At 67.1% G+C, this 26,999-nt stretch carries 21 protein-coding genes; 10 read left to right on the top strand and 11 right to left on the bottom strand.

The window, feature by feature from the left end:
- Positions 1-215: 215 nt before the first annotated feature.
- Positions 216-1,229 carry an aldo/keto reductase gene (locus tag F0U60_RS43190; protein WP_395808929.1) on the bottom strand — a complete coding sequence of 338 codons (1,014 nt, stop codon included), beginning with the start codon at positions 1,227-1,229 and terminating at the stop codon, positions 216-218.
- 121 nt (positions 1,230-1,350) lie between these two features.
- On the opposite strand from F0U60_RS43190, the gene F0U60_RS43185 reads away from it, so the two are divergent.
- Positions 1,351-1,965, top strand: coding sequence for a helix-turn-helix domain-containing protein (locus F0U60_RS43185; protein WP_395808927.1), 615 nt, complete (start codon positions 1,351-1,353; stop codon positions 1,963-1,965).
- A 1-nt stretch (position 1,966) separates the two neighbouring features.
- Here F0U60_RS43185 and F0U60_RS43180 read toward each other — a convergent pair whose 3' ends face one another.
- Complete coding sequence (locus F0U60_RS43180; RefSeq protein WP_395808925.1) at positions 1,967-2,713, bottom strand: metallophosphoesterase family protein; 747 nt, start codon at positions 2,711-2,713, stop codon at positions 1,967-1,969.
- Positions 2,714-2,792: 79 nt separating this feature from the next.
- Here F0U60_RS43180 and F0U60_RS43175 point away from each other — a divergent pair, with 79 nt between their 5' ends.
- Both F0U60_RS43175 and F0U60_RS43170 read left to right on the top strand, forming a co-directional pair.
- Complete coding sequence (locus F0U60_RS43175) at positions 2,793-4,775, top strand: hypothetical protein (RefSeq protein WP_395808923.1); 1,983 nt, start codon at positions 2,793-2,795, stop codon at positions 4,773-4,775.
- 598 nt (positions 4,776-5,373) lie between these two features.
- Positions 5,374-6,162: a DUSAM domain-containing protein gene (locus F0U60_RS43170; protein WP_395808921.1), complete on the top strand. Its 789-nt coding sequence runs from the start codon at positions 5,374-5,376 to the stop codon at positions 6,160-6,162.
- A 319-nt stretch (positions 6,163-6,481) separates the two neighbouring features.
- On the opposite strand, the gene F0U60_RS43165 is transcribed toward F0U60_RS43170, so the two are convergent.
- The 3 genes from F0U60_RS43165 to F0U60_RS43155 form a co-directional block, all read right to left on the bottom strand.
- Positions 6,482-6,850: a hypothetical protein gene (locus F0U60_RS43165; RefSeq protein WP_395808919.1), complete on the bottom strand. Its 369-nt coding sequence runs from the start codon at positions 6,848-6,850 to the stop codon at positions 6,482-6,484.
- Positions 6,851-7,018: 168 nt separating this feature from the next.
- The gene (locus tag F0U60_RS43160) at positions 7,019-8,923 is read right to left on the bottom strand and encodes a propionate--CoA ligase (protein ID WP_395808917.1); all 1,905 of its coding nucleotides are present in this window, start codon (positions 8,921-8,923) and stop codon (positions 7,019-7,021) included.
- A 154-nt stretch (positions 8,924-9,077) separates the two neighbouring features.
- Positions 9,078-9,503 carry a type II secretion system protein GspG gene (locus F0U60_RS43155; protein ID WP_395808915.1) on the bottom strand — a complete coding sequence of 142 codons (426 nt, stop codon included), beginning with the start codon at positions 9,501-9,503 and terminating at the stop codon, positions 9,078-9,080.
- 186 nt (positions 9,504-9,689) lie between these two features.
- On the opposite strand from F0U60_RS43155, the gene F0U60_RS43150 reads away from it, so the two are divergent.
- A complete protein-coding gene (locus F0U60_RS43150) occupies positions 9,690-10,544 on the top strand; it encodes an alpha/beta fold hydrolase (protein ID WP_395808913.1) in 855 nt (284 codons plus the stop codon).
- Between the two features lie 21 nt (positions 10,545-10,565).
- Here F0U60_RS43150 and F0U60_RS43145 read toward each other — a convergent pair whose 3' ends face one another.
- From F0U60_RS43145 to F0U60_RS43135, 3 genes are all read right to left on the bottom strand, one after another.
- Positions 10,566-12,860, bottom strand: coding sequence for a S8 family peptidase (locus F0U60_RS43145; protein WP_395808911.1), 2,295 nt, complete (start codon positions 12,858-12,860; stop codon positions 10,566-10,568).
- A 19-nt stretch (positions 12,861-12,879) separates the two neighbouring features.
- Entirely contained in the window at positions 12,880-14,433 is a 1,554-nt protein-coding gene (locus F0U60_RS43140; RefSeq protein WP_395808909.1) for a carboxypeptidase-like regulatory domain-containing protein, read from the bottom strand.
- Positions 14,434-14,672: 239 nt separating this feature from the next.
- Positions 14,673-15,557: a LysR family transcriptional regulator gene (locus tag F0U60_RS43135; protein WP_395808907.1), complete on the bottom strand. Its 885-nt coding sequence runs from the start codon at positions 15,555-15,557 to the stop codon at positions 14,673-14,675.
- 136 nt (positions 15,558-15,693) lie between these two features.
- Between F0U60_RS43135 and F0U60_RS43130 the strand changes: the two genes are divergently transcribed.
- Entirely contained in the window at positions 15,694-16,203 is a 510-nt protein-coding gene (locus F0U60_RS43130) for a hypothetical protein (protein WP_395808905.1), read from the top strand.
- 278 nt (positions 16,204-16,481) lie between these two features.
- On the opposite strand, the gene F0U60_RS43125 is transcribed toward F0U60_RS43130, so the two are convergent.
- Positions 16,482-18,404, bottom strand: coding sequence for an AAA domain-containing protein (locus F0U60_RS43125; protein ID WP_395808903.1), 1,923 nt, complete (start codon positions 18,402-18,404; stop codon positions 16,482-16,484).
- Between the two features lie 387 nt (positions 18,405-18,791).
- Between F0U60_RS43125 and F0U60_RS43120 the strand changes: the two genes are divergently transcribed.
- Together F0U60_RS43120 and F0U60_RS43115 are read left to right on the top strand one after the other, a co-directional pair.
- A complete protein-coding gene (locus tag F0U60_RS43120) occupies positions 18,792-19,319 on the top strand; it encodes a hypothetical protein (protein ID WP_395808901.1) in 528 nt (175 codons plus the stop codon).
- Positions 19,320-19,440: 121 nt separating this feature from the next.
- Positions 19,441-19,989 (top strand): HDIG domain-containing metalloprotein, encoded by a 549-nt coding sequence (locus F0U60_RS43115; RefSeq protein WP_395808899.1) that lies wholly within the window; start codon positions 19,441-19,443, stop codon positions 19,987-19,989.
- Here F0U60_RS43115 and F0U60_RS43110 read toward each other — a convergent pair.
- Both F0U60_RS43110 and rlmN read right to left on the bottom strand, forming a co-directional pair.
- Positions 19,977-21,518: a DUF2079 domain-containing protein gene (locus F0U60_RS43110; protein WP_395808897.1), complete on the bottom strand. Its 1,542-nt coding sequence runs from the start codon at positions 21,516-21,518 to the stop codon at positions 19,977-19,979. The two genes, F0U60_RS43115 and F0U60_RS43110, sit on opposite strands and share 13 nt — an antisense overlap.
- A gap of 47 nt (positions 21,519-21,565) precedes the next feature.
- Positions 21,566-22,654 (bottom strand): 23S rRNA (adenine(2503)-C(2))-methyltransferase RlmN, encoded by a 1,089-nt coding sequence (gene rlmN / locus F0U60_RS43105; RefSeq protein ID WP_395825697.1) that lies wholly within the window; start codon positions 22,652-22,654, stop codon positions 21,566-21,568.
- A gap of 225 nt (positions 22,655-22,879) precedes the next feature.
- Between rlmN and F0U60_RS43100 the strand changes: the two genes are divergently transcribed.
- The 3 genes from F0U60_RS43100 (at position 22,880) to F0U60_RS43090 (ending at position 26,991) form a co-directional block, all read left to right on the top strand.
- Positions 22,880-24,307, top strand: coding sequence for an FAD/NAD(P)-binding protein (locus F0U60_RS43100; RefSeq protein WP_395808895.1), 1,428 nt, complete (start codon positions 22,880-22,882; stop codon positions 24,305-24,307).
- 14 nt (positions 24,308-24,321) lie between these two features.
- On the top strand, positions 24,322-25,806 hold the full coding sequence (locus F0U60_RS43095; RefSeq protein WP_395808893.1) for a glutamate--cysteine ligase: 1,485 nt from the start codon (positions 24,322-24,324) through the stop codon (positions 25,804-25,806).
- A gap of 96 nt (positions 25,807-25,902) precedes the next feature.
- Positions 25,903-26,991, top strand: a complete 1,089-nt coding sequence (locus tag F0U60_RS43090) for a diguanylate cyclase domain-containing protein (RefSeq protein ID WP_395808891.1) — start codon at positions 25,903-25,905, stop codon at positions 26,989-26,991.
- The last annotated feature ends 8 nt before the right edge of the window (positions 26,992-26,999 follow it).

Genomic DNA, 26,999 nt, shown 5'->3' with positions numbered 1-26,999 from the left:
TCGCTACCCAAGGAATCCGGGGATTTATCACCTGCCTGCCCCTCCCCGAGTGACAAATCTTGCGGGTCTAGGTGACAAAACGTGCAGACTGGCCCGCACCTTTTGCGTAGTGCCTCAATGTAACTTTACAGGTCCTTACATTCTCGATTTGTGAGAAGTGAAGCAGGGTGGCGGCGAGGCCTCTCCGCCACCTGTTCGCGAGGGTGGGGGAAGTGTCAGCGCGCCTGGGGAGCGGGGCTCCGGGTCTGCAGAAACTGCTGCATGGCGGCCGGGTAGCGCTCTCCCGCCGCGACACCCGGGGGCGCGATGGCTTCAATCTCGGCGAGGTCCTGCGCGGTGAGCTTCACGGCGAGTGCGCCCAGGTTGTCATCCAGGTACGTGCGCCGCTTGGTGCCTGGGATGGGCACGAGATCGTCGCCTTGGGCGAGCACCCAGGCCAGTGCGAGCTGCGCCGGTGAGCACTGCTTGCGCCGGGCGAGCTGCTCGATGAGCTCCACCAGCTTCAGGTTGCGCTGGAAGTTCTCCCCCTGGAAGCGAGGGGAGTGGCGGCGGTAGTCGTCCTGCGGCAGGTCCTCGAAGCGCTTGAACTGCCCGGTGAGGAAGCCTCGGCCCAGGGGGCTGTAGGGGACGAAGCCCACGCCCAGCTCGCGGCAGGCCTGGAGCACGCCGTCCTCGGGGTCGCGGCTCCACAGCGAGTACTCGCTCTGCAGCGCGGTGATGGGGTGCACGGCGCACGCGCGGCGCAGCGTGTCCGCGTTCACCTCGGACAGCCCGAGGTAGCGCACCTTGCCCTGCTTCACGAGCTCCGCCATGGCGCCCACGGTCTCCTCGATGGGCGTGTTCGGATCCACGCGGTGCAGGTAGTACAGGTCGATGACATCCATGCCCAGCCGCCGGAGGCTGGCCTCGCAGGCCTGCTTCACGTACTCGGGGCGGCCGTTGACGCCGCGCGCTTGTGGATTGTTCGGGTCGCGGACGATACCGAACTTCGTGGCCAGCACCACCTTCGCGCGGTGCGGGCGCAGCACCCGGCCCACCAGCTCCTCGTTGCGGCCCGGGCCATAAGCGTCCGCGGTGTCGAAGAAGGTAATGCCCCGCTCCAGCGCGTGGAGCAGCGTGGCCTCGGACTCCGCGTCATCCCGCCCGGCGTAGAATTCGGACATGCCCATGCAGCCCAGGCCCATGGCCGAGACGATGAGCCCTTGCTTCCCCAGCTTTCGAGTCTCCATGCTCCACATCTCCTGAGGTGACCTTCACGTTTCCTACAGCGTGTGCACTTCGTCCCAGAGGCGGTTGTGGCCGCCGGGCCCGGGCTGAGCCGCTCGGGTAGGGCCTTTAATGTTCTCACATATGAGAAATGTCAAGCCGAGTTCGAGTGGAGTGGAAGAGGCCGAGCTGGAAGCAGCGGAGGCCCCGAGGTTGGGGGCGCGCATCCGGGAGCTGAGGCAGGAGCAGGGGCTCACACTGGAGGCCCTGGCCGAGCGCTCTGGGGTGAGCCGGGCGATGATTTCCAAGGTGGAGCGGGGGACGAACAACCCCACGCTGGTGGTGGCGGTGCGTATCGCGCAGGGGCTCGGGGTCGGGCTGTCGGAGCTGATGTCGCGCCCGAGGCCGAAGCAGGCGCGGGTGCTGCTTCCTCCCGAGCAGCAGCCCACGTTCCGCGACGCGGAGAGCGGTGCGGTGCGGCAACTCCTGGTCCCCCCATTCGAGACGCGGGACGTGGAGTTCGTCCGCTTCACGCTGCCGGCCCGCGCCTCGACGGGGGAACTGCCTGGCAAGGGCGTAGCGGTGGGCAAGTACCTGGCCGTGGAGAAGGGCACGCTGCGCATCGACTTCCCGGACGGGAGCGTCACGGTGGAGTCACAGGATGCCTTCTACTTCGAGGCGGACGTGCCCCACGCCTTCGTCAACGTCGGGCGCGGCGAGTGCGTGTTCTACTTCGCCATGGCTCGCGGGCCGCGCTGAATCAGCGCGAGAGTCCCATCAATCCGGTCCTCAACGCCGTTGACCAGTCGGGCCGGTTCCTTGCCTCGGCCAGGCGCGCCGCGCGTTCCCAGTCATAGACCACGCTGAGCAGTTCGGTTGCCCAGCCTTCCGGTGTGCGCTCAATGAGGGCGTAGCGGGCGTGTGGGGAACCGACTTCAACTTTGTGCGGGTGGGGACGTATGTCTTCGTAGGCCTGGAGACCGACGCTGCCTGGATTGACGATGGTGCGACCGTCTCGCAGACGCACGACGCGGGGCATGTGCGTGTGTCCGCAGAGGATGAGCGAAGCCGAGCAGTCACCGGCCCGCTCCTCGATGAGCGCCGCCGGGGCAGGTCCGCAGCCCGCTGGGGTGATCTGCTCCAGGAAGTAGGTCAGATCGTCGCTGGGCGTGCCGTGACAGAGGAACACTTCGTCGGAGAGCCACTGCGTTGGTGGCAGGCGGGCCACCCAGTCGCGCTGGTCGGGCCGGAGTGATTGCGCGGCGTGGCGATCCGATGGACCCATGCGCCCCAGGTCGGGCTCGAGGAGTTGCCGTTCATGGTTGCCACGGATCGTCGGCAGCTCGAGGCGCATCAGCAGGTCCGCGGTTTCGCTCGGTTGGAGCGGGCCCGACACGATGTCGCCGAGATTGACGATCACATCGGCGCCGCGCCGGTCGATGTCGGCCAGCACGGCCTCGAGAGCCTCCAAGTTGCCATGAATGTCGGAGATGGCGGCGATCTTCATGACCAGGACAATAGCAGCAGTCGCTTCTTGGGTTTGGTTCGCACGCGGCTCATCGCCTCTCGGATACGATGGCGGTGCCATGGTCCACAGCTGCCCGCAGTGCGGCGTCTTCCTCTCCTTCCAGCGCAAGGAGATGCTCAACCCGGACCTCATCTCCGGCAATTGGTATGGCTGCCCCGGCTGTGCTCGGAACGTGTGCGAGGCCTGCGGGAAGTCTTCGGGGCGGCGCTGCCTTCAGTGCGGCGACACGCTGGAGCCTGATCAGTTCTTCCCCGTCAGATTGAAACCGCGAGAGGACTGGCGGTCCATCGTCTCCGCCATCCTGGAGGAGCCGGCGATCTTCGACCCGGTCTGGATGGTGGAGCTGATCTCGTGCGTCACTGAGACGTCCATCCACGACATCGACGCGGCGCTCGATGACTGGACACGAAATCGCATCCGTGACGAGGTGTTTGCCCTCGATATCCTGCGACGCCTGGGAAGCACCGACTCCTGCACCTTTATCCACTCGACGGAGCATCTATGGACACCGGAGTGGGAGCAGCGGCTGTCGCTGGCCGCAGGGTATTACCTCGAACGGGCGGATGACTTGACCCGGGATGCACTGCGGCAACGCGAGTTGCTGCAGGGGTGGCTCGTCTTGGCACCTGCCTCCAGGCCCGCGGGCAAGGCCCTCCTCGAGCTCACACTCCACCCCGATGAAGGCGTATCCGGCCTCGCCCTGCGTGTGCAGCATCTCTTCGAGCTTCCCCTTCTGTACGTCCTCGAATGGTGTGTCCCTGTCCTCCGCAGTGGGGTGCCTGCGCGCGTGAGCGCGGCGTTGGCCGTGCTGGAGAACGCTCTCGAGCGGCGCTCTCCTCTCGACCGGAGGACCCGCCAGGAGGTGGAGCAGCGGCTCTGCTCGGAGCTCGCCAGGCGCGGAGAATCAGAGGTCAAGGCACTCGTCAGCCAGCTCGTCACTTCTTCGTCGCCGTGGCCCGTGGACCTCATCGCGAGCTTCGTGGGGGCACTGGACTTGGCGAGTGAGGTGTTGCCCCTCCTGGCCGCGGCTCTCTCCTCGCGTCGCCCAAGTCGGTACAGAATCTTCGATTTCATCGCCGCCATGGGTACGTCAGCCGTGGCGGTGGGTGCACGTGCCCTCATCCTCGAGCACCTCGAGCAGGCGGAGTCTCATGACGTCGCGCTGCCGTGCCTCCGCGCCCTGGGGCGGATGGGGACCTCCGCCCGAGAGCTTCTGATGCTCGCGAGGAAGTGGACCGACACGGGACCCGAAAACAGGCGGAAGGGCACGCTCCGCACCCTCATCCAGTTGCTCGTCACAATGAACGAAGGCGCGTCCGAGGAGCTCCGTGCCCTGTGCCAGCGGTTGATGAGCGAGACGCAGACAATCGAGGATCGCCAGGAGTTCCTCCAACTCGTGAGCCGCCTAAACCCCTCGATGCGACGGGTGCTCTTCCCCGGGCTCCCCGAACCCGCCGAGCTGCTCCTCGGGCTGTTCGAGGAGAACCAAGGCACGTCACCTTGTCTGGCCAATGAGCGCCTGTTGGAGTTGCATCACGAGTCACCCCGTCTTCGCGCCTGGCTCATCAATCATGTGATGGAGGAGCCCGATGATGCTCTCTCCGCCCACTTCTTCAACGTGGCGGGGCCTGAGTGTGGGGGGCTGCTCCTCCTGTTGCAGCGGCTCATCGCCGATCGAAGCGCGTGCCTTTCTCTACGGGAGGAGTGGGTGAAGGCTCTCGGCCGCATCGCTCCTGGCCCTGGCTCGCCCGCCCTCCGGGTGCTCTACGAACTCTTCCTCGACGCGCGGGAGCGGCTTCCCCTGCGCGTCACCGCCGCTCAGACGCTCTGGTCGGCGGGCGTCCGGGGCCTCCCGGGAACGGAGCTCGCCCCCGTTCTGCGAGACCCGTCCGCCTCCCTCCGCGCCTGGGGGCTCCTGTTTGCCTCGGAGGTGGAAGAGGGGTTCCTCGCCTCACTCCGGGAGGATCCAGTAGCGCTGGTGCGCCAGCTCGCCATCGCAGGATGCCAAGAAGACGAGCAGCAGGGCAGACCGGGGAGGTAAGAAACTCCGCATAGTGCGGGACAACCTATCCGATAGCCCGAACGAACGTCCAACCCTCCGCGCCTTGGCCTGTCATAGCGACCTGAAAACCCGCCGCTCTAGGCTGAAGAGCATGAAAAGCTTGACTTCCTGCCTCTTCATCATTGGGACCCTGCTTTGGGGGGTCCTCACGTCTGGTTGCTCGGCTGGCAGGGCGCATTACGCCTACTCCGGTGGGACGACGCACTACACCTACACGTCGAGCCGTCCCGTAGTCCTGGCGCAAGCGGCTACGATGGACTGCCGGCCAGGCGACTCCACCATGACGTGCTGCATCAAAAAACATCCACAGGACCCGGTAGGCGCTTGTGGGGCGACGCAATCCGAGGTTGATCAGGTGCTCCGGGCTGTGCGCGCTGGCTCCGATGTTGACGAGGACGAGGACGACTTCTCCAACAACGCTTCTCTACCCAAGTGGAAACAGAAGTGCATTGAGGCTTATAACGATTGCCAAAACGACGGGTGGACGGGTGATTGCCACGATTGTCTGAGGTTGTGTGAAGGGCAGCACAAATGGCCTACCAAGAAATGCCACTGACCATTAAGTGCAGGTGCGCACATGAACGGTGAGACCGATTGGGACAATGTGTGGGAATTGGCTCGTGATGTGCTCGAAAACGGCGTCCCGTTGAACCTCACCGACGAGACGCGCGCCCTTCTTTCTCGGACCGCTCAGCAGGTGGCCATCAGCAAGCAGGACGCGGAAGATGCTTTGCGCAGTTTGCCTGCCGCTACGGCCTTGCTGCGAGAGATCAACCGGCGCATCCATGACGGGTCGTGGCGCCTGACTGACGCTCGAAACCGGGCGAAGAAGTTGCGAGACGAGGGGGACTTCGACGGGGCACAGCAAGTCATGCGTGACGTGCTCGCCGTGGAGGTTGTCCCCTTCTACCGGGAGCAAGCCGAAATCACGCTGGAGAGCTTGGTTGGGCTGGCTGAGGTGCACGCAACCGGGCGGCTCAATCCGAACCTACACGACCGGCAGCAACTCGCGGCGCTCTCCCTCCGAGTCCAACAGGGTCACTCCTTGGAACTAACCGACGACTTGCGCGCCCTTCTGCGCCGGACCGCCCCCACGGCAGCCATCAGCGAGACCGAGACCGAGGAGGCCCTAAAGAGCCTGGAAGGCTCCGAGGCCCTGATGGGGATGGTCCTCGCGCGCTTCCGGGAGAGCGAGCGCCGATTTTTGAATTCGATGTACCGGATGACGAGCCTCCGGGACTCGGGAGACCTTGAAGGTGCGCGCCAGCAGATGCGTGACGTGCTGGCCGTGGAGATCGTGCCGCAATACCGCCGGATGGCCGAGGAGCAGCTAAGGGGCCTCGACGGACCGCCCCCGGAGTTGTAACCCCAGGGGTTCTGCAGGAGCCAGGGGCTTTTGTGAGCGACGCCGGGCACAGAACAGACGTCGGCCCTCCCGGGGCCGCGGGTAGCAAGCAGGCGTGGATTACCAGCACCACCCTCCTGGCGTGTACCAGTACCCGCGCCGCCACCTTGAGCACCCGCTCGCGAACACGGCGCAGCCCCCCAGCCTTCGCCCACCGCCTGGAGTCGCGTTGATCGATGACTCTCGCGCGGCCGTGTTCATCGTCGATGGCTTTCGTTGAGACGCTCGCCCGCTCGGGTCGGTTGGGTATTCAGGAGCCGCGGAGGGGTGGTGTGCCGTGTTACGGCTGCTCCATGGCGAACTCGCTGATGACGCCACGGATGGTCTCGGACTCCGCGCGTCCTGTCATGTTCGGGGGAACCTGGAGGAAGCCCTTGAGGTCCTTCCCTTCTTCACACTGGAAGAGCGTGCCATCGTGGTCCGTGCAGACCTCCCGGCCCATGTAGGTCGGCTTCCCGAACAGGGTAAAGGTGGTGCCGCCCCCCTCTCGCGTCTGGAAGAGCGCGAAGAAGACCGAGCCTACCTGGGCGCTGCTGCTCTCGCCCACCTTCATGGTCTCACGATCGCCCTTGAACTTGAGCATCACCTTGCCGGGCTCGAGTTCCTTTCGGTCGACCAGGTTCATGCCTCGCCGGGACATCAGGTCCATGAGCCGCCGCGTCACCTGCTCCGAGGGCTCAGGGGAAGAGAACTGGGAATCGCTCTCCGATAGGAAGTCTCGGCTGCTCGACCGGACGTTGACGAAGCACGCAGGGCAGAGGAGCAGAATCAGAAGTGGGGCGAGAAGAGATCGAATCATGGTGGATGCGAGGCCTGGTTACTCGCGAGGCTTCAGGGCCTCGCGGACCTGCTCCAAGGCACTTGGGTCTTCTAGAGTGGTGAGATCACCAGGCTCACGCTGCTCGGCCAGCGCCTGGATGCTGCGGCGCAGCAGCTTGCCCGAGCGCGTCTTGGGCAGCAGCGTCACCAGGTGCACCTGGGCCGGGCGAGCCAAGGCCCCCAGCGTCTTGTCCACCGTGTCCATCACCTCGCGCGTGAGGCCCGCACGGCCCTCCTCTGTCTGCATTCGTGAGGCGTCCTTCGGCACCGCGAAGGCCACCACCACCTGCCCCTTGAGCGAGTCCTTCACGCCCACCACCGCCACCTCGGCGATGCCGGGATGTCCAGAGATGGCCTCCTCGATTTCTCGCGTACCCAACCGGTGGCCCGCCACGTTGATGACGTCATCCGTCCGGCCGAGGATGAAGTAGTCCCCGTCCTCGTCCCGCGTGGCCCAGTCGAAGGTGCTGTAGACGGGCTTGTCGAAGTGGGAGAAGTACGTGGACACGAAGCGCGCGTCGTCGCCCCACACCGTGGACAGGCACCCGGGTGGCAGCGGTGGCTCCACCACCAGCACGCCCTTCTGGTTGGGCGCCGTCACCTCTTCGCCGCTCTGCGCGTCCAGCAGCTTCACCCGGTAGCCGTAGAGGGCCGTGCCCGGTGAACCAAACTTGCGTGGCCGAGCCTCCACTCCCGGACAGGGTCCGAGCAGGGGCCAGCCCGTCTCCGTCTGCCAGTAATTGTCCAACACCTGGGTGGCGGGCAGCGCGGAGGAGATCCACTCGTGGGTGGGCGCGTCCAGGGGCTCGCCCGCGAGGAACAGGTAGCGCAGGCTCGACGTGTCATGGCGCGAGAGGTGCGCCGCGTCCTGCCGCTTCAAGAGCCGGATGGCCGTGGGCGAAGTGAACATCACATTCACCCGGTGCTCCTCCACGAGCCGCCACCAGATGCTTGCGTCCGGGCGGATGGGCAGGCCCTCGTAGAGCACTGTCGTCATACCGGCCAGCAGCGGGCCATAGACGATGTACGAGTGCCCCACCACCCAGCCGATGTCGCTTGCGGTGAACATCGTCTCGCCGGGCTTGCCGGTGAAGATGTTCCGCATCGAGGACGCCAGCGCCACCGCGTAGCCGCCCGTGTCCCGCTGCACGCCCTTGGGGCGTCCCGTAGTGCCGGAGGTGTAGAGGATGTAGCTGGGCTCGGAGGACTCGAGCCACTCCACCGCCACCTGTGCGCCCTCGTGTTCGCGCGCCAGCGTGGCGAAGTCCACATCCCGCTCGGGCACGCGGGGCATGGTTGGATCCAACCCTCGGTTGAGCACCAGCACTCGCGAGGGCGGGTGTTGCGCCTGCTTCAGGGCCTCCTCCACCAGTGGCTTGTAGGGGATGACCTTGCCGCCGCGCATGCCTGCGTCCGCTGTCACCAGCAAGGCCGGCTTCGCGTCATCCATGCGCGTGGCGAGGCTGTGCGCCGCGAAGCCTCCGAACACCACCGAGTGGATGGCCCCCAGTCGCGTGCACGCGAGCAGGGTGAAGATCGCCTCGGGGACCATGGGCAGGTAGATGATGACCCGGTCGCCGCGGTTGACTCCGAGCGTGCGCAGCATGGCCGCGACCCGGTTCACCTCGGTATGCAATTGGGCGTAGGTGTAACGGCGTTGCTCCTGGGTCTCTGTTGAAACGTAGACGAGCGCGGGCTGTTGAGCTCGGTCTGCCAGGTGCCTATCCACGGCGTTATGACAGAGATTGGTGCGCCCCCCGACGAACCAGCGCGCGAAGGGTGGACGTGAGAAGTCCAACACCTGGTCCCACGGACGCTCCCAGTCGATGAGCCGGGCCTGCTCGGCCCAGAACGCCTCGGGCCGCTCAACGGATTGACGGTGAAACTCCTTGTATGTGCCCATCGCGCGCTCCTCGTTCCCACGCCAGGGCGCGGGGCTGTTGAACGGCTTTTCGTCGTTCAATCTACTCATAGGGTGGACAGTGTCGTCCAATCCGTAAGCCGCCCTGTAAGCCCCATGTTCACGGCGGGGCGTTCAGGATGGCTGGCTGAGCCGCTCAGTGCTGCTCGAGGACAATGTCCGCGTCCTCGCCCTCGCCCCCGGGAGCGCCATCCGCGCCCAGGCTCCACACCCGGGGCAGTCCCTCGTGAAGTTCATAGTGGTAGGGCAGTCCCCATGGGTCGTGCGGAACCTGCTCCAGTCCCTGGCGATTCACGAGCTCCCGCATTCCCTCTTCGGTGGAAGGAAAGCGCCGATACCTCGAGTGGTAGAGCCGCAGGGCGCTCTGGATGTTCGCGAGGTCCTGCCTGGCGGTTTCCTGCCTCGATGGGCAGCGGTGCACGTAACTGGTGAGCCACAGCGCACCGAACCCCAGGACCATCGTCCACAGGACGATGGCCAGGAAGACGCCCATGGAGAACAGGAGGTCGCGCAGGAATGCTTTCCCGTGGAGCTTGGGATGCCTGGGAGTTTCGTGAGTCATGGCGGGAGGCTTTTCAATCCACGTACCAGCCACGCGTGAGGCCTGTTCGCTTCCGCGCGAGCCAGGGCCCATCACGCGTCATGCCGATCTGTCCTCGCGCGCCGATGCCGGATGCTATTTTGTCGGCCCTCACAGGCTGCAGTTACCCTCCTGCGGCTTTTGCACAGATGAGGAGGAACGGTGGGAGTGAACAGGACTCGTGACGGCATTGCTTTCGAGGTCGTGGGACAGGGACAGCCCCTTGTCCTGTTACATGGCGGTTCCGGTCGGCGGCAGTGGTTCTCCTCCATGGTTCCTCTGCTCCACGATGACCATCAACTCGTGCTCATCGATCTTCCGGGGCATGGTGAGTCGCGCCACACGCCTGGGGCCTATCGCCTCCAGGACACCGCGGAGTTCGTGAAGAGCGTCCTGGACCACGTCTCTGTCGGCCCGGCATGGCTGTTTGGGCACTCTCATGGCGCGCACGTGAGCCTGGTGCTCGCGGCACATTCTCCAAACCTGGTCGCGGGTGTCATCGATGGCGACGCCCCGCTGGGCCGGGAACGAATGCGCGCACATCAGGCGAAGTCGCGAGACCTCACGCTGGCCTGGAGAGCGCTGACGGGCAAGGGCTTCACCCCAGAGCAGGTCGCGGAACGGCTGCTCGAGCTCAACGTACAATCGGAGCCGGGGCGGAGCGTCAGCTTCAGAGAGCTCTTCGGTCCGGGGCACCCCTACATCCTCGAGCTGAGCCAATCCCTGGCTTGCCACGATGGCGACTTCCTGGACGCGATCCTCGACCGGTTCGACGACACCTATGCCGCCCTGGAGGGGGCGCCCCTCCTCGCGAGACTGCGGTGCCGGCTCGTGTTGCTCCAGGCGGACCCAGCCGCGGGTGGGCTGCTGACTCAGGAAGACATTGACATGGCAACGCACACCCTGGGGGACGTCACCACGATTCGTCTCACCGGTGTCGGTCATGGCCTCCAGTTGCAGGACCCGAGGCAGGTCGCTGATGCGGTGAGAGCCGCCGTGGGGGCAGAGCGCCGCGTTGCGTAACACGGCGCCCTGCCAGGGACATCAATGGATCAGGATGAAGCTTCCCGTGAACCTGGAGTCGATGCCGCTCCACAAGATGGTGTTTCCGAGAGAGCCATCGGCTCCTGGCTCGACGGCGATCGGACCATAGTTGCGTTCCACGCCGTTGCGTTTGACTCGCAAGGTGGCTGTCACGGCATGCGTGAGGCGGGTGGTGTCCACGCCAATCCGCGTGATCCCCCAGAAGTTCTCGGGGTGCGGCGCGGACATCATGGCTATCAGCGGGTAGTGGGCGGCGTTCAACTGGAGCGTTTCGGACGCGCGTTGGACGTCCGTACCTGGGTCGTCGGCGCTGAAGGTGACGTCCTTTGAACCGGTCTTGACGCTCTGCCACACCATCTGTCCGCGGTGCTGGCGGGGTTCATCCGGCAGCGGAGGGGGCGTCCCATCGGGGAGGGTGGGGGTGTAGGCCCAGTAGGTCAAATCCACATCACCGCCGCCCGCCCAGGTCAGTGTGATCTCCAGCGTCGACGTGAGATGGATTTCCGCGGTGCCCTCGGCGCCGGATGGCACTGTCAGCGTCCCCTGACTCGTGACGGTGTCGCCACGGCTATAGGGCGAGAGGAAATCGAAGATATCGGGCGTGCTGGCGATGACCTCGTACTGTCCGGGGGCGATTGCCGAGAAGGAGGCCTGCCCGACGGCGTTGGTCTTGGCGTGGTAGAGGGCGCGGCCTCCCTGAAGCAAGGTCACGTTCGCGGCGGGTGGCGCGAACCGCGTGTCCTGCTCATTCACGAAGCCGTCGTCGTTGCTGTCCCATCGGTTCGCGGTGGTGACAATGACGCGTGCGCTCCCGCCCGGTTCGTCTTGCGAGAGGTCATGCTCGGCGAGCGCGTCCACCAGGGCCTTCAGATCGAGGCGACCGGCGCCAGTCTGCGCGTCCCAGCCCGGCGTGCCGAGGTCATGGGCCGTGCGTTCAATGAGGCGACGCACCTGGTACGGCGTGGCAGAGGGGTGGAACTGTTTGATCAGCGCGACGGCACCCGCGACTTCCGGCGTGGCCATGCTCGTCCCGGAGATCGCCTGATACCCACCGTTGTAGCCGGGCTCCCGCTGGTTCAGGAAGGCTGGCCAGGTGGAGAGGATGTTGACGCCGGGCGCGCTCACGCTGATGTGCTGGCCCGTGGTGCTGAAGCTCGCGCGAGCATCCGAGGGATCGGTCGCGCCCACGGCGATCACGCCCGCCACGGCCGCCGGGTACTGTGTGTCCGCTTGACCCGTATTGCCCATGGCGACGGTGACGGTCGCGGTGCGGTCCGGCGTGCCGTCCCCGGCGACGCCACCTCCGGTGCCGTCATCGTAGGTGGGCAGGGCCTGCCCATCGAGGTCACGGCCAGACAGCGCCATGTTGAGGGCCTCGGCGGTGGCGCTGTCGTACCCAGCCCCTCCCAGGCTCATGGTGATGACGTCAGGCACGATTCCGTCACCGTCTCGGTCCAGGATGGCCCCGAGCACCCCTTCGGCGATGACCGCGCTGGTGGTGGTGTCTTCTTTGGGGTCGCAGAAGACTTTCACGTCCATCAGGCGTGCCGCGGGTGCGACCCCTACGACGCCCTGGGCATTGTCCCGGAGGGCGGCTGCGATTCCCGCGACGTGCGTACCGTGCTCCAGGTTGTTGGTGGCGTTGACGTTGGGCGGGATGGGTTGTGGGCGCCGGTTGTCAGGGGAGGGGGGTCTGAAGAAGTCGTAGCAGCCTGACGCGTCCCAACCACCGACGAACTTGCCGGAGAGATCCGGGTGGGTGCCGTCGATGCCCGTGTCCACGACGGCAATGACAGTTCCCTGTCCATCCGGGAATTGTCCGCGCACGTTTGTCTTCCAGGCCGCCTCGGCGTTTATCCGCTCCAGATCCCACTTTGTCGCGGCGAGTGGGTCATTCACACTCAGCGCCATGAAGGTCCTGGGTGCGATTCCCGGGCGCTTGTAGGTGTAGTTGGGTTGCGCGTAGCGCAGCGTGGAGCGACTCCCCAGTGCGAGTTGCCCGAGGGCCCGTTCGACGGTCAGCGTGTCCGGCAGCGCCACGCGCGCCTGCTTGAGGGCGGGGTTGTCGCCGATGACTGTCGCCTGGAGCAGGCGCACGGCACGCTGAAGATCCTCGGAACGATGGTACCCAAGGATGAGCTCCCCGGCTCGATGCGGGTGTGACACCGCGGCTCCGGGGATGGGGGCGGTGTCGACCGGCGTGGGGGGCGGGTTGAGCGGGGCGGTGGGGCTCGAGGGCTGGGTGCAGGCGGCCAGCAGGGTCGTGAACACCAGCAGAGCAGGAGTTTTTTTCATGGAGGTTCGTCCTTCGAGCTCAGGGTGCGGTGGTGAAGCGGAAGACATCCGTGGACGCCACTGTGAACGGCCCGTACACGCCGTAGGAGTCAGCGGCGACGCTGACGGCGGTGGGGGACGTGGCGCTGTCGGCGGCGAACGCCAGGCTGAGCTGCCATTCGTAGGTTCTTCCGGGTTGGAGCTGCTCGTAGTAGCTGCCGGTGTAATTGCCGTCCTCGTTCCAGGTGAAGGACTCGCGGTTCACGAGGCGTGGCTGTGCCGAGGAGAAATTCAGGTTGCTGTTGCCGCTGATGGTGTCCCATAGCAAGCCGTTGTAGACGCGGATGGCCCCGACCGTCTGTGAGGGCTGCCACGTGAAGGTGGGCGAGGTGGACACGCCGGTGGCCTCCGCCGCGGGACCGGTGAGGCGAACATCGAAGGCCGGGAGGGGCGTGCTGGTGCGTGTGTTGGACGGCGCCGTCTCTTGTGTGTCATTGAAAGCGATAACCCGGTACGTGGCGGGGATGCCAGGCTGAAGGTCGGCGCTCGTGTCTCGGTAGTCGGTGGTGTAGATGATGTCGCCGCACGCGTCGCCATCCAGGTCCTGGCCGACGCTCCATCCGGGAAGCGTCGCGATGGGCTTGAACGCGCCCCAGCCAATGCGCCGTTCCACTCGGTATTGATACGGAGTGGTGATGAGCGGGCTGCTGCAGATGGGAACGTCCGCAGCGGGACTCCAGTGGACGTTGACGAACAGGCTCGCGCCTTCGGGGGCGGCCGCGGGACGGACATCCAAGGCTTCCAAAGCCTTGCCAAAGGTGACAGCGAGCGTGCTTTGAAGCACAGGCGGCGCGAGTGGCTGGCCAGGAGTGGAGGGGAGCACGCTGGTGAACGTGACGTGACGGATAACGTGTGTGCGATTGTTGTTCGCGTCGTAGGCGACGACTTCGAAGGTCGTCGGTCCAAGGCCGACATAGGCGCGCGGCAGCAGGAAGCGTGAGCCCGTGGTGTCGGTCTGGGTGAAGGCCTGGCTCTCTCCGGAGGCCCAGGCGGACCCGGGGGTCTTGCCGATCGCTGCGTAGATCATCTGCGTCGGCAGGGGGCCGGCGGGATCGACGCTGACTTCGTAGGGGAGGTAGTTGTCGGCGTCGTAACTGCCGTTCTCGAGGACATCGCCGACGTCCACGCGGGGCGCTTCGGTGGGCCAGGACGGGTGGAAGGCGCGTTGCTGTATGAGGTTGAGTTGCGTCGGGCCGCCGCCAGGGATGCGCACCCCTTCAACGCGGGAGGCTGCGTACCCGGCCTTCCTCAGTGTGAGGGTGTAGTCGCCGGCGGGCAGCGCCAGGGCGTATCGACCGTGTTCGTCGCTCTGGGTGGTGGCGACCGCCGGACCGCCTGCGGCAGGGAGCACCTGGAGCTCGGTGGCCGCGACCGCCGCTCCAGCAGGGGCGACGACGACAACTCCTTGTAGGCCCGTGGAGGGCCCGGGTGGGCTTGTGGGGGTGGGGGAGTCGGAGGAGGGGGAAGCGCAGGCGGCGAGCAACAGGGCAATGCTCACAGAACGCAGCAGGCGAGCGGGGGGGGAATGCTGCATGACGCTCCTTGATGTGTGGGTGAGTCGAGCGGTGCAGCCCAGTCGTCGTGAGCGTGCTTCATCAACGCGTTTCGCGAACGAGGATGCGTCTGGGACATACACCTCACGTCTGGGTCCCCGTCCTGGCAGCCCAGCGCTTCGCTCATGGTACGCGGACTTCCCACGAAGCTCTTCGAGGGAATTCGACGCGCGCGCTGATCTCGTTTGCTCGGAATGTGAGCATGCGGCGTACCAGGACCTCAGCTCCGCCGGGTCTTTGTCAGGAGTGACGCCGCGAAGTCGAGGAAGACGCGCACCTTGGGCAGCAGGTGCCGGTTCTCCGAATAGAGCGCATGGATGGGCCGCTCGTCGCACGCGTACTCCTCCAGGACCGGCATCAGCTTTCCGGACGCGAGTTCCTCGGCGACCATGAAGTCGAAGAGCCAGCAGATTCCCAGCCCGGCCACAGCGGCATCGCGGAGCGATGCTCCCTGGTTCACGTGAAACAGGCCCTTCACTTCGTACTCGCCCGTGCTCATCCGCCACGGCACGGGACCTGATTCACGCAGGAATCCGAGGCAGTGATGCGTGGAGAGGTCCTCGGGTGTTCGGGGGCGCCCGTGGTGCTTCAAGTAGCCCGGCGCAGCGCATGCCACCATCCGCGTGACTCCCAGCTTTCGCGCTATCATCCCCGAGTCTCGGAGCGTTCCAATGCGCAGGAGTACGTCGATGCCCTCGGTGATCGGATCCACCAGGTAATCCCTGAGGGTGAGCTCGAGCTCGATGCCTGGGTACTGCTTGAAGAACCTCGGAAGGGAAGGGACCAGGGTGAGCTGTCCGAGCACCTGCGGGGCATCCACCCGGAGCCTGCCCGTGGGTCGGCTTCGCACGCGGGACATGGCCTCCTGGGCTTCTTCGAGCTCGCCCAGGATGCGTCTGCATCGTTCGTAGAACGCACGGCCGTCATCCGTGAGTCGCAAGGCTCTCGTCGTCCGGCGGAACAGCGCCAATCCAAGCTCCTCTTCCAGGCGGGCGATGCGTCGGCTGACCGCCGAGGGCGTGAGCCCCAGCAACCGGGCCGCACGGGTGAAGTCGCCCTGCTCCACGGCTCGGACGAAGGCTTCGATGTTCGCGAGGGATTTCATCTGGGAAGCGCTCCTTGTCTCATGATTGATGCGCCGCTCGCACAAGTGAGCTTCCCGAAGCGCGCTGGTGTTCGTGACTCGCACGGAACAGAAAAGTCGCAAGTACCTGGCCCTGTCGTCAAAGCCGGAGGATGCGATGCCTGTTCATGAGAACCCGACTGATTTCCGACTTCTGGCCCGACGCTCCACCCGTGCGTCCCTGGGAGTCTTGTTGCTCACCGTTGTCCATCACGTCTACGGGGCGTGGTTGTATGCCACTCCCTGGCGCCTGCACGTGGTGGGGATTGCCGCGGTCGCGGGAGCCTTGATTCTGGGGGCGAGCTCGCTGGCCGTCTCCCACCGGGGTGTGGCCCTCGCCGTGTTCACGCTCCTGACCGCGGCCATTCCCGTGGGCTGGATTGGTGCCTTCGAGGGCCTGTACAGCCATGTCTTCAAGGACCTCCTGTTCCTGGCGGGCACCCGTCCACAGGTGATGGGCCGTCTGTTCCCGGCTTCCGTCTACTCCCTGCCTGATGATCTGCTCTTCGAGCTCACCGGTGTCTTGCAGGTTCCCCTCGCGGTGTGGGTGGTTCGGGAGCACTGGCTCCTTCTTCGCGAGGGGCTTCGGGCTCGGTCCTTCACCCCTGGCTGGGAGTCTGGGCGATGAAGGCAGCGCCCATCGTGATCGTCGGAGGCTATGGCCAGGTCGGGCAGGCTGTGGCTCGCTCCCTGGCCCCCGCCTTTCCCGGACAGGTGATCATCGCGGGTCGTAGCCAGGTGAATTGCAGCGGAGGTCGCGCGGCTGTTGCTCTCCGGCCACCGTCCAGGTGGGGTGCTGCACGTCGAGCAGTTCGTGCAGCCGGGCGACTTCCTGCGGCGCTTGAATGAGGTACGGCCTGGACTCCAGCTCTGGCTTTGACGCTCCTCGCGTCCCGAGTCCGGCGCTCAGGAGGCTTCGGAGGGATCGGGCCACTCCCAGGCGGAGCGGTAGCCGCCGCCCTCCTGGGTGGACTCGATGAAGCGCGCGTAGAAGGGATGGCCGCTGAGCGTGGCCGAGTCTCCCACCACGAAGAGGTGCCGACGCGCTCGGGTGAGGGCCACGTTCATGCGGCGCAGGTCCGAGAGGAAGCCAATCTGTCCCTCGGAGTTCGAGCGGGTGAGGGTGACGAGGATGGCGTCCTTCTCGCGGCCCTGGAAGGCGTCCACGGTGTCCACCTCCACGTCGGGGGAGAGCGACTCCACGCGCTCACGCAGGGCATGCGCCTGCGCGCGGTAGGGCGTGATGACGGCGAGCTCTCGGGGCTCGAGCCCAGCGGCGAGCAGCTCCTTCACCCGAGCGACGACCAGGTCCGCCTCGCCGGTGTTGAAGAGGCTGCCCGTGTCCTTCTCCTGCTCCTCTTCGAAGCCCTTGCCAGCGGTGTCGAGGAAGAGGACGGGTGGGGCGTCTACGTTCGTGTCCGGGGGCAGCACGTCCGCGAGCGTCCGGTCCGCCACGCTGGGGTGGGCGCGCAGCTCGCCGCCGTACATCTCCTTCGAGGGGAAGGTCATGATGGCGGTGTTCATCCGGTACTGCTCTCGGAGCATGCGCTTGACGCCCTCGCCGTGGTCCGCGAGCAGGCGCTCGAAGAGGCTGACGGCGAGGCCGGCCTTCGCGGCCTCGGGGGAGAGCACGGTAGGGGGCAACTGCTGTGGGTCTCCGGCGAGCACCACCTTGGGCGCGCGCAGGAAGCCGAGCAGGGCGAGTGGCTCGGTGGCCTGGGTGGCCTCGTCGAGCAGCGCGAGGTCGAACTCCTCATGGGAGAGCACGCCGGACTCGAGACTGGCGAGCGTCACGCACACAACCTGGGCACGCTCCAGCACGCCGCGCAGGGCCTTGCGCTCAAGGGCGCGGGCTTCGTCGAGGAGGCTCTTGGCCTCGGTGGTGGAGGCTCGGGCGTTGGCGAAGCGCTCGCGGCTGCGGCCCTGGTTGCGTTGGCGGCGGGCGTAGCCGAGCAGGGAGAAGGCCTCGTCGAAGAGCTCGCGGGAGAGCACGCGGTCCGGGTGCTCCTCCACCACGAGGTCCAACGTGTGCTCCTGAAGGCGGGGCGTGACGCGGGCAGGGTGGCCGACGCGGATGGCTCGCAGGCCCTTGTCGAGGCAGAGGTCGGTGAGGTGGTCCACGGCGGCGTTGCTGGCGGCGGTGCACAGCAGGCGCTGGCCTCGGGCAACGGCCTGGGCGGCCACCTCGGCGAGCACGGTGCTCTTGCCGGTGCCGGGCGGGCCGTGGACGAGGAAGAAGTCCTCGGCGGCGAGGGCGCGAGCGACGGCGTCGTGTTGCTCTGGGTTGAGGGCTCGGGTGGGGGTGAGCTCGCGGAGGGAGTCGAAGCGAGGGGGCTCATTGCCCAGGAGCACCTCGCGCTTGTGGCGGGCGGCCCCCTTATCGAGCGCCTTGACTCGCGAGAGGCCGGCGCGGACGCGCTCGTAGGTGACGTCGTTGGGGACGCGGTCGAGGCGCAGCAGGCCCTCGTGCACGAAGGGAGGGGGCTCGCGGTCGAAGGCGAGCTGGACGCGGGTGGCGGTGGCGCGGGCGACGAGGGCGCGCGCGGGCTCCTTGATTTCGGAGCGGCGGGGGAAGACGGCCACCTGGTCTCCGTTGTCCAGGCGGGCAGGGAAGCGAGCGCGGTCCTTGCGAGCGAGCGTCACCAGGACGCGGCCTCCGAGGCCAACCTCCTCTTCGATGCTCTCCAGGTCGAGGAAAGAGAGCCCCTGCTCGGCGCGCTGCTGGAGGGACATGCCCTCCGCGAGGGCTTCCATGCGGGCACGCTCGGCCTCTCGCTCGAGGGAGAGGAGGCGGCCAAGGGAATCGAAGAAGGAGACGTCGCGAGGCATGGGGGTGGTTTTATGCCACGAGGCGCGCTTCCGCATGCCCTGGTGTGAAGGGTCGTACTCCTGCCTGTTGTTTACAGGCAGGAGAGTGGCTCGCGCAGGGGCTGTTCATCCGGGATTCGTGTCAGGTTGCCGTTCATGCGCCTCCCCTATGATGGCTGCAATCGAGAGGAGCGTTCCGCGTGCGCGCACGTGTTCCGCCTCCTCCACGAGGGTCTTGCCACGAACCCGGAGCACGGACCCCTGTTCCGCGTGCTTGCTCTGTTGCGTGAGCGCGGGCTCGAGGTGGACCCGGCGAGTGCGGGTCGGGCTACCGTGTTCACGGAGGTCGCCCTCATTCGTGACGCATTCCAGGTGTGGAAGAAGGAGCCGAGCACTCTCGGTGACCGCATGAACAAGCTGGTCGCTTTGTTGGCGCGGGGGCAGACGCATACGCCCTGGTCCGAGCTGGCCCCGGAACTGTGCGATGTCTTCAAGACGCACCCGGCGCAGATCTTCGTCAAGGCTGACCGATTAGAGATGGGCGTGGGGCCAGAGGGAACAGTTCCGGATTCGGAGGGCGATCGACTGAACCGTCAGGTCTACGAGTGGCTCCGGGCGGCCTTCCAGGCCAAGCCCGATCTTGTCATCGTCCTGCCGGAGCGGTTGCTTGTGTTCGAGGCGAAGCTGATGGAGCCATTCGAGAAACAGCAAATGGAGCGCACGCGGGTGATCGCGGGGCTCTGGAGCTCAGATCTGCTTTGCGAGCTGCTGGGTTACCCGTCTCCGAAACCGTTCTCGGTGGAGAAGTTGGGGGATGTGAAGACGGGGGCTCGACTCACATGGCAGGACCTTCAGCGGATTTCCGCTGACACCTATCCGCCGAACGACCGCACACGCATTGCTCTTGATGCCGCGGCCGCGCTACGGGAGGCATAGACCGCGACCTCATACACCCCGACCTCCGGTCGCACTTTTCTCCGACCTGTCCGACAGTCGGACAAGTTGCGGAAGAGCGAGCCCGGAGGCTCTCTCCTCGACTGGCCTGGCGGCCCGCTCCATGTCCCTCCGTCTTCGTCCGCTTCCTGAGTCCGCATCGCGCATCCTCGACGAGCTGCGCGCCCCTCCACGGCTGGTCGCTCATCTGACGCTCGTCCACGATGTGGCGCTCGGGCTTATCTCCGCGCTGCGCAAGCGCTGGCCCCGGCTGTCAGTTGATGCGGAGGCCGTCGCCCTGGGCGCCGCGCTCCACGACATTGGCAAGGCGGTTGTCCGGGAGGAGCTCTCCCAACCCGGGGACAAGCACGAGGCGCTCGGGGAGCAGCTGCTCCTCTCGCGGGGTGTTCCGGCTCCTATTGCGCGCTTCGCCCGGACGCACGCGCAGGCCGACCGGGAAGGATTGGCGCTTGAGGATCTCCTCGTCACCCTCGCTGACAAGGTGTGGAAGGGGAAGCGGGATGAGCCGCTCGAGCAGGAGGTCTGTCGCCGCGTGGCTTCTGCGTGCGGACAGGCTCCATGGGAGGTGTTTCTCTCCCTCGACGAAGTGCTTGAGCGGCTGGCGCGTGATGCTGATGAGCGACTCGAGTGGCAGGCGGCTCACGGCCTCTGACGCGGACAGCGCACCACCCAGCCTCCAGAGGGGTGGCATGGCTCGGTGAGCTGCTCGAGCGAGGGCGGCAGCGGCTCCCAGCCCTTGGGGTTGAACACGAGGTAGTCGAAGGCAGGCGGCTCCGGCTGGATGCCCGCGGAGTAGAGCCGCACGGGGTGCGCGGTGCGCAGGAGTGCCAGCACGGCGGCGGGATCTGCGATGACCCGGGCCTCGTCGGGAATCCAGTCCAGGTGCGCCGCGTCGAGCGAGGTGTCGCCGATGGCGCGGTAGACGTCTCGCGCCGGTAGGTGCGTGCCCAGGCACAGCCCGAGCCACCCGAGGAAGAGCAGCGCGGGCGCGGACTGGAGCAGGCCTCGCCAGCGCGGCGCCAGGTCCACCATCGACACGGCGGCGGCAATGAAGGCGATGAAGCTGGTGACGACGCCGTAGTACCCGAGCGGGCGGTACATCTCCTCGTAGCCGGAGGCCCAGACGATGCCGATGAACGGCAGCGGGGTGGCGAGGATGGCCCGACCGCGCCACGTGAAGAGCCCCAGGCCGAGTGAGGGCAGCAGCACCATCCCGGTGAAGAGCAGCTTCTGGCCGAGCACCGAGGGGGAGAGCAGCGTGTCCAGCGTGGCCAGCTTGTTGAGGTGGTCGAACTGCTTTCCGATCAGCAGCGGCTGGAGGAAGAAGTAGCCAGCGAAGCCCGCGAGGCCCAGGAGCGCCGTCACCCCGAAGACGCGGCGTGCGGCGCTCGCTGTTTCAGCTGGGTGGAACCGATGGTGCGCGACGATGGCTACTCCCGAGAAGGAGACCATGAAGAGGAAGAAGCTCTCCTTCGTGGTGGCGCTCAGGGCCAGCATGAGCGCCGAGGCGAGGAAGCGGCCGCGCAGCCAGAAGAGGAAGGCCAACCCCACGAAGCCGAGCGCGAAGGTCTCGTCGTGGATGCCCCAGAAGATTTCGGGGCGGAGGGCGGGGTTCAACATCGCCACCAGCACCAGGGCGATGGACACCGAGGGGGAGAGGCCCACCTGCCGGAAGATGCCGTGAAGCGCGAGGAAGCCCACCGCCACATTGGCCACGTGGATGAGCAGGGTGGCCGTGGGCGCGGAGAGGCCCGCGGTGGTGAGCGCGGCGGGCAGGTAGAGGACGGGGACGAAGTGGTGCGAGAGGAAGTTGCGCCACTCGGGGCCAATCAGTGAGGAGAGCGGGGCGCCCCGGCGGGCGATGCTGTCCACGATCTGGGTGAAGATGGCGAAGTCGATGCCCTGCCGGCCCAGCTTCACCTTCGCGAGCTGGTGCGCCAGCAGCAGGGCCAGGTACGCCACCGCCACTCCCGCGATGGCGAGCCGGTGGGAGCGCGGAAGCTCCAAGGGTCCGGTGCTTCGCAGCCTGGGATTCGCCGCCAGCGCGACGAGCATCAACCCGGCGGCGATCCGGGTCACATCGAAGATGAAGAGGCCCCCGAGCCACACCACGGGCGCGGCGAGGAAGGCGAACAGGAACGTGAGGGGGTGGGCCAGCAAGCCGCGCATTGTCGAAGCCACGCGGGCCTCCTCCTATCAGGGTTCCCGCCCTCCGGGCAGTGCGGGCTTCAGGGGGCCGTGGGCTGACGCGAGGGACGCTGGCGCTCCACGGCGGCCTTGAGCTGGCCGCAGCCCGCGTCGATGTCGATGCCTCGGCGCTGACGCACGGTGCTGGGCAGGCCGTAGCTGGCCAGGATGTCCTGGAAGGCACGCACGGCGTCGGGGCCGCTGGGTCGCTCGCCGTAGCCCACCGTGGGGTTGAGCGGGATGAGGTTGACGTGCGCCTCCATCCCCTTCAGCAACTGGCCCAGCGCGTGGGCCTGCTCGGGCGTGTCGTTCTGCCCGGCGATGAGCGCCCACTCGTAGAAGATGCGGCGCTTGCGCTTCTCCGCGTAGTAGCGGCAGGCGTCCACCAGCTCGGCGAGTGGCCACTTGCGGGCCGCGGGCACTAGCGCGCCGCGCTCCGCGTCCGTGGCGCCGTGCAGACTCACGGCGAGCTGCACCGGCCGATCCTCGTCCGCGAGCCGGCGGATGCCGGGCACCACGCCCACGGTGCTCAGGGTGATGAAGCGCGGGGCCAGCGCCAACCCCAGCTGGTCCACCATGATGTCCACCGCCGCCATGGTGCCTTCGTAGTTGTGCAGGGGCTCGCCCATGCCCATCAGCACCACGTTGCGCAGCGACTCGTCCGTCTCGCGCAGGATGCGCGTGACGTGCAGCACCTGGCCGATGATCTCCCCAGGTGACAGGTGGCGCACAAAGCCCATCTGCCCGGTGGCGCAGAAGACGCACCCCATGGCGCAGCCAGCCTGCGTGCTGAGGCACACTGTGGCTCGGCCCTTGAAACGCATGAGCACCGTCTCCACGGTCTGCCCATCGCGCAGCCGCAACAGCAGCTTCCGGGTGTAGCCGTCGGTGCTGTGCACCTCGTGGTGGGTGACAGGCCGCTCCAGGCGCGTGCGCTCGCGGAGCGTCTGGACGAACTCCGGCTTCAACCCGGTGAGCGCGTCGAACGACTCCACCTGCTGGCGGTAGAGGGCTTCCCAGAGCAGGTCGCGGTAATAGGCGCTGTAACCCCAGCCGGCGAGCAGCTCGCCAAGGGCGGCACGCGGCAGGTCATACAGGTTGATGGGAGGGGTGGCGGGCGTGGGCTCCATCGTCATCAGCGATAACACACCCCGACGCCCGACTCATGGGTCGCGGGCGGCCAGGCGAGCCTGAGGGCGTCTCCCCTCCTTATATAGGGAGAAGGACTTCAGGCCTGGGGAGCTGCCTGCCTGCCTGTCCAGCGGGAGTTCCCTCCAAAATTCGTACGCGTCCGTCAGGTGAGTAGACAGTCAAGGGGGGATGTAGGACCAGCACTTGAGGATTAGACTCCCCGTGTGCGAATTGAGCAGCTTTGGGACGTACTCATAGTGGGTGGAGGCGCCAGCGGTACCCTGTTGGCGGCCCAGCTCTTGCGGAACGCTTCGGGTCCCTTGCGGGTGGCGCTGTTGGAGCGTTCGGGGCGTGTGGGGCCCGGCCTCGCCTACTCCACGGATAGCGTCAGCCATCTGCTCAATGTCCCCGCCGGGCGGATGAGTGCCTTCCCGGATGATCCCGAGCACTTCCTGCGGTGGATGCGCCGTATCGAGCCGGGCACCAGCCCGGGTGACTTCGTCCAGCGCCGGCGCTACGGCCAGTACCTGGAGGCGGTGCTCCGCGAGGCCCGCGAGAAGGCGGTGCCGGGCGTGGGCCTGGAGCTCCTCGAGGGCGAGGCCGCGTCCCTGTCTCACGAGGGAGACAACGTCCGACTGGTGCTCGCCGACGGTACTCAGCTCCTGGCGCGGACGGTGGCGCTGGCGGTGGGCAATGCGCTCCCCGCGGACCTGCCGGTGCCGGATGGGGGCCTGTACACGAGCCGCCGCTACATTCGCTCTCCCTGGGCCGAGGGCGCCCTGCACCGTGTTCAGCCCCACCACTCGGTGCTGCTCATCGGCACGGGCCTGACGATGGTGGACACGGTGCTCTCCTTGGCCGAGCGCAACCACGAGGGGCGCATCCACGCCCTCTCTCGGCACGGGCTGCTGCCGCACGTCCATCGTCCCGGCGTGGTGGCGGGCCCGCCCGTGAGCCTCTCCGAGCCCTCTCGCGTCCGCGCTGTCCTGAGGGTGCTGCGCCGCGAGGCCCGGCGCTCCACCGACGAGGGGGCGGACTGGCGCGGCGTGATGGATGGCCTGCGGCCTCTGACGGCCCCGCTGTGGCGCGGCCTGCCGGAGCCTGAGCGGCGCCGCTTCCTCCGCCACTTGCGCGCCTTCTGGGACGTGCACCGCCACCGGATGGCTCCCGGGGTGCACGACATCCTCCAGCAACTCCAGAGCGCCGGCGTGCTGCGCGTCCACGCGGCTCGCGTGCGCGGCTTCCAGGTGACGGACGCGGGCTGGGTGATGGCGCGCGTCCGGCCTCGTGGCGTCGACCGTGAGGCCACGCTCCGTGTCCAGCACGTCATCAACTGCACCGGCCCAGACGCCTGTATCGGCCGGGCCCATCCGCTGCTGCGTGGGCTCATGGACTCCGGGCTCGTCCAGGCGGATGCGCTGGGGCTCGGCCTGGCCACGGACACCGAGGGTGCGTTGCTCGATGCGGAGGGTCGCGCCTCGAACTCGCTCTTCGCCCTGGGCCCGCTGCGCCGGGGTGACCTGTGGGAGAGCACGGCCATTCCGGAGATCCGCGTGCAGGCGCTCGCCCTTTCGCGGCGGCTGCTGGAGCAGCTCGCCTCCCACTCGGACGTGTCCGAGACCGTCCTTTCTCCTTCGCCGACCTTCCCCTAGGGGAGCGCCGCCATATGGGACTCCAGATTCGCAAAGAGACGTTCGAAGCCGAGGAGTACGCACGATTCGCCAAGCGCCTCGCCGAGAGTCTGGAAGTGCTCCGGACGGTGCTGGCTCGGCCGGGGTTCGGCGTGGGCCCTCGGACCATTGGTGCCGAGCTGGAGATGTTCCTGGTGGACGCCGCGGGCTTCCCGCTGCCCGTCAACCGGCAGGTGCTGAGCCAGACGATGGATCCCCGGGTGACGGTGGAGATCGACCGATTCAACCTCGAGGTCAACCTGCGGCCGGGTCCGCTGGCGGGGCGTCCCTTCACGGCGCTCCGCGAGGAGTTCGAGAGCGCGCTGGCGGAGGTGCGGCGCGCGGCGGCCACGCAGGGGGCGCGGGTGGCGGTGACGGGCATCCTCCCCACGCTGCGCGAGGCGGATTTGGGCAGCGGGGCGCTGACGGGGATGCCTCGCTACCGAGCGCTGTCGGCCGCCATCCGCAACCGGCGCCAGGAGCCGCTGCGCGTGGTCATCAAGGGCGAGGACTCGCTCACCCTGGAGTGGGACGACGTGACACTGGAGGGCGCCAACACCTCGTTGCAGTACCACCTGCGCGTGGACCCGGCGGACTTCGCGCGGATGTACAACGCGGCCCAGCTGGCGACGGCGCCGGTGCTGGCGGTGAGCGGCAACTCGCCCTTCCTGCTGGGGCGGCGGCTGTGGGACGAGACGCGCGTGGCGCTCTTCCGTCAGGCGGTGGATGACCGGGGCGAGTCCTCATCGGAGGCCCCGCAGCACGGGCGCGTCACCTTCGGCCATGGCTGGGCACGCCAGGGCGCGCTGGAGCTGTTCGCCGAGTCGGTGGCGCTCTACGCGCCGCTCCTGCCGGTGCTGGGCTCGGAGTCACCGCTGGAGTGTCTGGCCGCGGGAGGCCTGCCCCGCCTGGACGAGCTGCGCCTGCACCAGGGCACCGTGTGGAGCTGGAACCGCGCCATCTACGATCCCAGCGGGGGCGGCCACGTGCGCATCGAGCTGCGCGCGCTGCCCGCGGGGCCCACCGTGGTGGACATGCTCGCCAATGGGGCGCTGCTGCTGGGCCTCACGCTGGGGTTGAGCGATGAGGTGGAGGCGCTGCTGCCGGGGCTCCCCTTCGCGTGTGCCCGGGGCAACTTCCTCCGCGCCTCGAAGGAGGGCCTGGACGCGATGCTGCTGTGGCCCGAGCGCACCGCCCCCTCGCCGCGGCCGGTGCCAGCGGGGGCCCTGGTGGAGCGGCTGCTGCCCGTGGCCAGGGAGGGCCTGGTCGGTGCCGGAGTGGCGGCCGAGGAAGCGGACGCGCTCCTTTCCATTATCCAGGCCCGATTGCGTGCTGGTTGTACAGGGGCACGATGGCAGCGGAAGATGTTGGCGCGGTTGGAAGCCCACATGCCCCGGCAGGACGCTCTGGGGGCGCTACTGGAGCGTTACATGGCCCACTCCGCGTCTGGCAGGCCGGTCCACGAGTGGCCGCTGGACTGAAGTGGTGGTCAACCTGCTGCGAGGACTTGCCCCGAGGCCCTCAACTGCGCGACGCTTCGCCCATCTTCATGCCCCTCGTTGCGTTGGTCTGCCCTGGTGAGTGAGCCTGTTGCTGCGAAGGTCCTCGTCGTCGAGGACAACCGGACGATGCTGGCCTTGATGCAGTATTACCTGAGCAAGGACTTCACGGTCTTCCTTGCCCGGTCCGCTGAAGAAGCGCTCGAAGTGCTTCAGCGGGAACAACTGCACGCGGTCGTATCGGATCAAAACCTTGGGGACGGCCTGATGGGGGTAGACCTCCTCAAGCGTGTTTCCGAGCTTCAACCCCATGCCGCGCGCATTCTGGTGACGGCGTCCCAGAAGTTGGAGGACGCCCAGAAGGCCATCAATGAAGCGCGGGTGAACCACTTCTTGACGAAGCCGTTCACCGAGCAGGAGTTGAAGAACACCGTGGGCCAGGCGGTCCACAATGCCGCCCTTGTCGCGATCCGCGACAAGATGGTGCAGGAGCTGAAGGAGCAGCTCGGCCTGCGTCCCGCCAAACCGGCGGCTGGCAAACCGGGGTCTCCCCCGAGCACGCGCGTCAAGACGGTGGAACCGAAGCCCGAAGCCAAGGGCGCGGCATCCCAGTCGCTCATCCCCGAGAGCGAGCGGCTGGCGTTCCGCGATGGCCTGACGGGTCTCTATAACCACCGCTACTTCCAGGAGGCGCTGAGCGCGGGCCTCCTGAGCGCGCGGCGCCGGGAGCAGAAGCTGGCCTTGGTGCTCATCGACATCGACGGCTTCCGCCGCTTCAACCTCTCGCGGGGTTACGCCGAGGGGGACAAGCTGCTGCGCCGGGTGTCCCAGCTGGTGACGGAGATGATGGAAGATCCCGTCACGCATGCCCGGAGCGACAACTCCTCGGAGATCGCCGCCCGGTACGACTGGGACGTGTTCGGTGTCATCCTCTGCAACGCCGACGTGGAGCGAGCCCGCACGTACGCGGAGAAGCTGCGCAAGGCGGTGGAGGAGATGGCCTTCCCGGAGGACGAGGGCGTCGCGGGCGAGGTGACGGTGACCGCCTCGGTGGCCGTCTTCCCGGACCAGGCCCGCAACGAGCAGGAGCTGATCTCCGCCGCGGAGAAGACGCTCGGTACGTCCAAGGCGGCCGGCCCCAACCGCGTGGTGCTGTCCGTCAAGTGAAGGTTGCC

The organism is Archangium minus, from assembly GCF_044360475.1.
GTDB classification, from domain to species: Bacteria; Myxococcota; Myxococcia; order Myxococcales; family Myxococcaceae; genus Archangium; species Archangium minus.
Note: the sequence above shows the minus strand (reverse complement) of the source record. Positions and strands in the feature narration are given on the sequence as shown.

Coding starts and splice junctions, on each gene's coding strand:
- F0U60_RS43120 (WP_395808901.1), top strand. CDS start 18,792: ATGAACAAGCTGGTCGCTTTGTTGGCGCGGGGGCAGACGCATACGCCC.
- F0U60_RS43155 (WP_395808915.1), bottom strand. CDS start 9,503: ATGACTCACGAAACTCCCAGGCATCCCAAGCTCCACGGGAAAGCATTC.
- F0U60_RS43180 (WP_395808925.1), bottom strand. CDS start 2,713: ATGAAGATCGCCGCCATCTCCGACATTCATGGCAACTTGGAGGCTCTC.
- F0U60_RS43125 (WP_395808903.1), bottom strand. CDS start 18,404: ATGCCTCGCGACGTCTCCTTCTTCGATTCCCTTGGCCGCCTCCTCTCC.
- F0U60_RS43115 (WP_395808899.1), top strand. CDS start 19,441: ATGTCCCTCCGTCTTCGTCCGCTTCCTGAGTCCGCATCGCGCATCCTC.
- F0U60_RS43170 (WP_395808921.1), top strand. CDS start 5,374: ATGAACGGTGAGACCGATTGGGACAATGTGTGGGAATTGGCTCGTGAT.
- F0U60_RS43145 (WP_395808911.1), bottom strand. CDS start 12,860: ATGAAAAAAACTCCTGCTCTGCTGGTGTTCACGACCCTGCTGGCCGCC.
- F0U60_RS43140 (WP_395808909.1), bottom strand. CDS start 14,433: ATGCAGCATTCCCCCCCCGCTCGCCTGCTGCGTTCTGTGAGCATTGCC.
- F0U60_RS43165 (WP_395808919.1), bottom strand. CDS start 6,850: ATGGACCTGATGTCCCGGCGAGGCATGAACCTGGTCGACCGAAAGGAA.
- F0U60_RS43135 (WP_395808907.1), bottom strand. CDS start 15,557: ATGAAATCCCTCGCGAACATCGAAGCCTTCGTCCGAGCCGTGGAGCAG.
- F0U60_RS43095 (WP_395808893.1), top strand. CDS start 24,322: ATGGGACTCCAGATTCGCAAAGAGACGTTCGAAGCCGAGGAGTACGCA.
- F0U60_RS43160 (WP_395808917.1), bottom strand. CDS start 8,923: ATGGGCACATACAAGGAGTTTCACCGTCAATCCGTTGAGCGGCCCGAG.
- F0U60_RS43175 (WP_395808923.1), top strand. CDS start 2,793: ATGGTCCACAGCTGCCCGCAGTGCGGCGTCTTCCTCTCCTTCCAGCGC.
- rlmN (WP_395825697.1), bottom strand. CDS start 22,654: ATGGAGCCCACGCCCGCCACCCCTCCCATCAACCTGTATGACCTGCCG.
- F0U60_RS43190 (WP_395808929.1), bottom strand. CDS start 1,229: ATGGAGACTCGAAAGCTGGGGAAGCAAGGGCTCATCGTCTCGGCCATG.
- F0U60_RS43185 (WP_395808927.1), top strand. CDS start 1,351: ATGAGAAATGTCAAGCCGAGTTCGAGTGGAGTGGAAGAGGCCGAGCTG.
- F0U60_RS43130 (WP_395808905.1), top strand. CDS start 15,694: ATGCCTGTTCATGAGAACCCGACTGATTTCCGACTTCTGGCCCGACGC.